This window comes from Bythopirellula superficialaquae, from assembly GCF_059632245.1.
This window is the reverse complement of sequence record NZ_CP197429.1, coordinates 22,840-29,439: the sequence shown is the minus strand read 5'-3', so window position 1 is coordinate 29,439 and position 6,600 is coordinate 22,840. Positions and strand designations below refer to the sequence as shown.

8 protein-coding genes and 1 pseudogene are annotated in these 6,600 nt (G+C 53.8%); all 9 read left to right on the top strand.

Annotated features, from left to right (window positions below; genetic code table 11):
• Window positions 1–111 precede the first annotated feature (111 nt).
• The 9 genes and pseudogenes from SH678x_RS23345 (at window position 112) to SH678x_RS23305 (ending at window position 6,490) form a co-directional block, all read left to right on the top strand.
• Window positions 112–645 carry an RDD family protein gene (locus SH678x_RS23345; protein WP_496923152.1) on the top strand — a complete coding sequence of 178 codons (534 nt, stop codon included), beginning with the start codon at window positions 112–114 and terminating at the stop codon, window positions 643–645.
• A gap of 92 nt (window positions 646–737) precedes the next feature.
• Complete coding sequence (locus tag SH678x_RS23340) at window positions 738–1,340, top strand: hypothetical protein (protein WP_496919692.1); 603 nt, start codon at window positions 738–740, stop codon at window positions 1,338–1,340.
• Window positions 1,341–1,434: 94 nt separating this feature from the next.
• Window positions 1,435–1,539, top strand: a pseudogene (locus SH678x_RS23335) (DUF2934 domain-containing protein); the annotation flags it as partial.
• Window positions 1,540–1,710: 171 nt separating this feature from the next.
• Window positions 1,711–2,067, top strand: a complete 357-nt coding sequence (locus SH678x_RS23330) for a 2Fe-2S iron-sulfur cluster-binding protein (protein WP_496919694.1) — start codon at window positions 1,711–1,713, stop codon at window positions 2,065–2,067.
• Between the two features lie 343 nt (window positions 2,068–2,410).
• A complete protein-coding gene (locus tag SH678x_RS23325) occupies window positions 2,411–3,355 on the top strand; it encodes a hypothetical protein (RefSeq protein ID WP_496923151.1) in 945 nt (314 codons plus the stop codon).
• A 139-nt stretch (window positions 3,356–3,494) separates the two neighbouring features.
• Entirely contained in the window at window positions 3,495–3,749 is a 255-nt protein-coding gene (locus tag SH678x_RS23320) for a type II toxin-antitoxin system Phd/YefM family antitoxin (RefSeq protein WP_496923150.1), read from the top strand.
• Window positions 3,746–4,006, top strand: coding sequence for a Txe/YoeB family addiction module toxin (locus SH678x_RS23315; protein ID WP_496923149.1), 261 nt, complete (start codon window positions 3,746–3,748; stop codon window positions 4,004–4,006). Before SH678x_RS23320 ends, SH678x_RS23315 begins: the two co-directional genes overlap by 4 nt.
• 95 nt (window positions 4,007–4,101) lie before the next feature.
• Window positions 4,102–6,057: an acetate--CoA ligase gene (acs, locus tag SH678x_RS23310; protein WP_496923148.1), complete on the top strand. Its 1,956-nt coding sequence runs from the start codon at window positions 4,102–4,104 to the stop codon at window positions 6,055–6,057.
• Window positions 6,058–6,187: 130 nt separating this feature from the next.
• The gene (locus SH678x_RS23305; RefSeq protein ID WP_496919697.1) at window positions 6,188–6,490 is read left to right on the top strand and encodes a hypothetical protein; all 303 of its coding nucleotides are present in this window, start codon (window positions 6,188–6,190) and stop codon (window positions 6,488–6,490) included.
• Window positions 6,491–6,600: the final 110 nt, after the last annotated feature.

Genomic DNA, 6,600 nt, shown 5'->3' with positions numbered 1-6,600 from the left:
CAAGTTTTTCCGCGAGATTTGTGTTCATAGGAATTTCCTGCTAATTGCTAGATATGAGTCGTACACATAAATTCGCTATGCGTCGTCGCTAGACGACTGTATAAGTACGCTATGACATACGCTACTTTTTGGCAACGACTGTTGGCAGTTCTTATTGATGGGCTCGTTCTCTTTCCACTGGTTATCCTGTCGTGGTGGCTGGAGGGATTTTCAAAGCCCTCGGCTTATCTTGTTAATTTAGTTCGCTTTGTCATTCTGAATGGCTACCAAGTTTACTGTCATAGACGTTATGGCCAAACTGCGGGCAAGTATGCGATTGGCATTCGTGTCTTACAACTCAATGGTGAAAAGATTACTTGGAAACAGGCATGGCTACGTAGTTCAGCGGATATCCTACTTGGTGGCATAATTCTTTTTGGTACGCTTCACACATTGTCTATTATGCCCATCTCCGATTTTTATTTGGGCTGGTACGATCGAGGTAAAATCATCAAGCAGTTGAAGCCAGACTGGCTAATAATTATGATCCGGATTGCTCAGGTCTGGACTGTATGCGGTGCGGTTGCAATTTTATTGAGCAAGAAACGACGTTCACTCGACGACCTTATTGCTAAAACTTTAGTGGTCGATTTGCAAACAGGATGAGGAGTCAAACCGAGCCAACCATCCACTGTGTGCTACAATTCAATACTAAGGATTCAAACTCCACGAAGATCCATTGATCTCGAGGTTTGAAAATGGGTGCTTATCGCTATCTGGTGTTTCCACGACGTCAGCAGCCGACGACTGACGAAGTGGCCGAATTTCAAACTTATGCGATGCTGCTCAAACGTCGCTTTGCGATCGGCCGCGAGGGAAAAACGGATGCGCTCGTAATTGCCTTTGAAAAAGAGGTGTTCGACCAAGCCTTATCCGCGGACGAAGGTTTTGAGTTGCTGATTCGCAAGTGGCAAGTTCACGGCTGCGAACTGGTCGACAAGCTGAAGTTTGTAAAGGATCCCGACGCGCTCAAGCCAACGCGTGTCCATCCGCTCGAGCGTTATCCTTCGCCGGCAAAAATCCTGGCGGCGAAACAGCAATTGGCTCAGGAAGCCATCGCAAAATCACTGCTTAACGTCGAGCAGACTTTGTCGCGGATGACATGGTTGCAACGCGTGGGAAGAGGTGTTCCCTACGCTCTGATCGCGCTAGGAACAATCGGAATGATTGCCATGGGGTTTGCAGTCAGCAGTCGCCTCGAAAGTGCCGGCCGTGAGCGACGTCAAGACACCGTTGAACGAGTTTCGACCGATGCCATGCAAGAAAAACTAGAAGCCGAAACCGCCTTGGCCACAGATTAATGGCTAATATCGCTTGGCATTCAAGTTGCACTCTTTTCAAGGAACCCGACACTAGCGCGTTGCGGCTCAGATACACTTCAGAGAGGATCACGCCATGGAACACTCACTAGCAACGGCGGAAGTCATTAGCAAAATGGCTTATCGCATTTGGGAAGAGGCGGGTAAGCCCGCAGGCACTGGCGAAGCGGATTGGCTCGAGGCAGAACGGCTTTACTGCGCGCAGCATCATTGCGAAGATGATCCCACGGTCGTCGGCGTCGTTCAGGAAGCGTCCGAGGAGTCGTTCCCTGCGAGCGATGCCCCCGCTTGGACCGGCGCGGCGGTAACAGGAACCGTGAATCCCATCAAAATCCCCGAAAGGATCCCCACTATGCCAAAAATTACAGTCGACGGAGTCTGCAGCGTCGAAGTCCCCCTGGGTAAACGACTTGTCCTGGCGTTGACCGAAGATGCGGGCATCGACCAATTGCATGCCTGCGGCGGCAAGGCACGCTGCACGACTTGTAAAGTCGAATTTGTCGATGGGGAACCCGACAAGATGACCGTTGCCGAACGCGATGTCCTCGCGGCAAAGGGACTTACTGGCGTACGACTGAGCTGCCAGATTCTTTGCGAACACGATATGACCGTGCGGGCCACGAGCCGCTTTGAAGGGAGCGGGCGCAAGGACGCCGGCAGCCCTGTGGCGACGGAAATCGAACCACCTGCTGAGTGGATCGACAAATAATTCTTCTCGTCAATCTTCCCCAGCAATCTTCTCTCAGACGTGAGGATTAATCCACGGTCTGCGTAAGTTTGCTAGCCAACGTATTGCTGCGGCTCGTGTCGTACGGAATTTCCGGCATGACGTGTTGACGATTGCGCCCATTGGTCGAGTTGGAGCGGCAACATCAAGCAGAGCGCCGTCTTAGCCAGAAAATATGGCCTAGAATTCACTGGCTTTTCGGCTCGCCAGTTTTGGCGGCACACAACTTTTCCTTGGTGATTCTCATCCACAAACGCACATGTTCGTGCGACTTCCCACGGAGAGGGATTGCCACGGAATACCACACAACTTGGGGGGATTGACTATGACTTATTTGAATTCACGATTGGGCGTTGCGGCCACGCTTGTGGTGTTGGCAACCTTGATTGCCAGCCCTGTTTTTGCACGGGGTGGTGGCGGTGGTGGACGGGGTGGTGCCGGTCGAGGTGCCGGAGGGGGCGGGAGACAAAGTGCAGCTCCACGTGGTGATCGCAACTTCCGCGACCAGGGGCAGATCGGCAACGGCAATAGACAGTTCCAACAGGATCGAGCGATCCAAGGAGACGCAAATAACGCGATCGATACCCGCGGTTTGGATAATCAAAATCTATCGAATGCCTTCAAGCAACAAGGATTTGACAACCGCAATGGTCAAGTTCAACAAGCGGCTCGCGATCGGGCGAACAACTTCCAGAATCGGAATCAGCCCTTTTCGCCTGCTTGGTATGCCGACCATCCGCAAGCTTGGCGATACGCCAATCCTCGTGCCGATGCCGTCGCGGTAGCAAGCTTGGCGTCGGTAGGTGCCTGGATCGGTGCTGGCTACTATGTGCCTGTTGATGACGCGGAAGAATCAACCACTTATGAAGAGGCCGCCGAAGATGAGGCAAGCTCTGATGAATACGCACCTCAACAGACGATGGCGAACGTCGCCCCCGATGCACAAGAATGGCTGACCTTAGGAACGTACTCCTTGTCGTCCAATCAGAATTCGTCTCCCTCGGTGATGCTGCAATTGGCAGTCGATCACGCGGGCGAGCTCCGCGGGGTTTACTACGATTCATTCACCAATACGACGCACAACGTGGTTGGCACATTGAATCCCAAGACCAAGCAAGCTCAATGGTCGTTCGATACCAATCAGGATGTCACGTTTCAAACCTCAATGGACCAACTGTTGCAGCCCACGGGTAGCGTCGCCGTAAACTTCGCCACGGGCCAACAGCAATGGCAACTCGCACGAGTCGACCAGACGGCACAGGGGAATTAACGTCGTTTCACCTTTCGTGAAGTCGACAATTTGAGAAACGCCCGCGTCAAATCATTTGGCGCGGGCGTTTTTGCATTTCCAGCATTGGTTTGCTAGAATAACAAACTGTGGTTATGTTTGCCTTTAAAGAAAACTCATCATGAACACCATTCACATCAACGGGGGCAGCTTCGATTTTTCCACGCTCGTGGCAAAAGTCATATCCGATGCTGAACCCACGGTTCTGGAAACGGATTCGGGCGAGAGCGTGGTCGTAATGCCGCTTGATGAATTCACAGGGTGGCAGGAGACGGCCTATCTGCTGAGCAATCCGGCGAACGCGGCTCAGCTGCGAAAATCAATTCTTGAGGCAGAATCTCACGTAGTCACTGAGCATGAACTTGACGAGCAATGAGACTTGTCTTTACAGAAATCGCTTGGAACGACTATCTTTGGTTCCAAACAAATAACCGCAACTTGCTCAAGCGAATTAATCTGCTTATCAAGGATTGTTTGCGTAATCCCTCGGATGGGCTCGGTAAACCCGAGCGACTCAAGGCTGATTTAACGGGCTATTTTTCTCGCCGTATCGACGACGAACACCGACTTGTGTACACGGTCAAAGAGGGCGACCTCGTGATCGTTGCCTGTCGATTTCATTATGAAAGCTAAGTTCCAAACGGCTGGAAATCGCAGTCCGTTTCTGTAAAATCGAAGGTTCTCATTTCCAGACTTTTCCTTCGCTTTTCAGACCGGGAGACTTGTCGATGTCGGCAGCCAGCGGGCAGATTGATACCGTTATGCACGAAACGCGGCTGTTTCCGCCGAGTGCGGAATTTTCAGCCCAGGCACGGATCAAATCACTTGCCGAATATGAGCAGCTCTGGAACCAGGCGAAGAGCGACCCCATCAAATTTTGGGCCGACCTTGCTCGCAAAGAATTGCATTGGTTCAAGCCGTTCACCAAATCGCTCGAGTGGAACGAACCGTTCGCCGAGTGGTTCGCCGATGGCGAAACCAATGTCTCGTATAATGCACTTGATAAGCACATCGCCGAAGGCCGCGGCGACCGCATGGCAATTCTTTGGGAAGGTGAGCCCGGCGACGAACGCAAACTTACCTACACCGATTTGCATCGCGAGGTCTGCAAGTTCGCCAACTGCCTGAAATCGCTCGACATTCAACAAGGCGATGTCGTTTCGATTTACATGCCGATGGTTCCCGAGCTCGCCATCGCGATGCTCGCCTGTGCACGAATCGGCGCGATTCATTCTGTGATCTTCGCCGGCTTTTCGGCAGAAGCGATCGCCGACCGTAATAACGACGCGAAAGCCAAACTGCAAATCACGGCCGATGCCGGGTGGCGGCGAGGTAAGGCACTACCGCTTAAGCAAACTGTTGATGAAGCGCTTGCTAAATCGACGACCGTAAAACATTGCATTGTGCTCGACCGCGTGAATGAAGCGATCCATATGGAAAAAGGACGCGATCATTGGTGGCATGAAATGATGGCCAAGGCCTCAGCCGATTGCCCCGCCACGCCGCTCCCCAGCGAAGCGCCGCTCTATATTTTGTACACGAGCGGTTCCACCGGAAAACCAAAAGGAATCAAGCACACCACGGCGGGCTACAATCTGTTCGCCAAAAAGACGTTCCAGTGGGTCTTCGATCATCGCGACGAGGACGTCTATTGGTGTACCGCCGACTGTGGTTGGGTCACTGGTCATACCTATTTCGTTTACGGTCCGCTCAGTGCCGGTGCAACGTGCGTGATGTACGAAGGGGCCCCCAACGCCCCCGACGAAAGTCGGTTCTGGCAGATTATCGAAAAGTACAAAGTCACGATCTTCTACACGGCCCCCACGGCGATCCGCGCGTTCATCAAGTGGGGCGACCATCACGTCGCCAAGCACGACCTCAGCAGCTTGCGCCTCTTGGGCACGGTGGGCGAAGGAATCAATCCCGAAGCATGGATGTGGTATCACCGCGTCATCGGCGGCGAGCGCTGCCCGATTGTCGATACTTGGTGGCAAACAGAAACCGGCGGCATCATGATGAGCCCACTCCCTGGGGCGATTGCGACCAAGCCCGGCAGTTGCACCAAGCCTTTGCCAGGGATCATTCCCGAGATCGTCGACGAAACGGGCAAGCCCGTTGGGATCAACCAAGGGGGATGGCTTACGATCGCTCATCCTTGGCCGGGCATGCTCCGTGGTATCTGGGGCGACGATGAACGCTATAAGGAAGTCTACTGGAGCAAAGTCAAAGGCAGGTACCTCGCCGGCGATAATGCGCGTTGCGACGACGATGGCTATTACTGGATTATGGGCCGCATCGACGACGTGCTGAACGTCTCAGGTCATCGGCTCAGCACAATCGAAATCGAAAGCGCGCTCGTGTCGCATCCCAACGTTGCCGAAGCCGCGGCGGTGGGTCGCCCTGACGAGCTTAAGGGGGAAGCGGTCGCTGTATTTGTAACGCTCAAAAATGCCGTGCCCAGCGACGAACTGCGCAGCGCTCTCAAACAGCACGTGCGCAAAGAAATCGGCGCACTCGCCCAACCCGACGACATCCGCTTCACGGGCAGTCTTCCCAAAACACGCAGCGGCAAAATCATGCGGCGGTTGCTCAAAGACATCGCCGCCGGCAAGGAAACGGTCGGCGATACCACGACGCTCGAAGATTACAGCGTTCTGGCGAAGCTCAAGGAAGACGACGAGTAGCCTTTCACCCATCCGGGGGGAGGGAAAATCTCCACTCTCTCTTGGTAATGCGCGGCTCCGCCGATTAGACTACGCTTGCAAATACCATTGCCTGTTCTCTCTTTTCACTTGCCTGAAAGGTAGGCGTGTCATGGAACAACTAGTTCCTCTGTTGATTCAATTGATTGGTGGCGGAGCGGGCGGCAACATTGCCGGCACGCTGCTCAAGAATATCGATTTGAGCAAGCTGGCCCAAACGATCATCGGCATCATCGGCGGTATCGCCGGTGGCCAAGCCGTCGATTGGATGGGCGTGCTGGAATCGGTGCTGGGAGCCGGCGGAGCGGGCGAAATGGCTGGCCAAGCTGGAGCTTCAGCCATTGGCGGCGGACTCCTGGTCGCGATCATCGGCCTGATCAAAAAAGCCATGGCCGGCGGCGCAGCGGCGCGCTAAGCCTTCGCTTCAATTCATGTAAGCGAAATCAACTGCGCTGAGGATGCGCACGGAGGTCGCTTTGTTGGCCGCGAACAAGCCCTGAGCAATTCCGGCAATGCACAATCGTT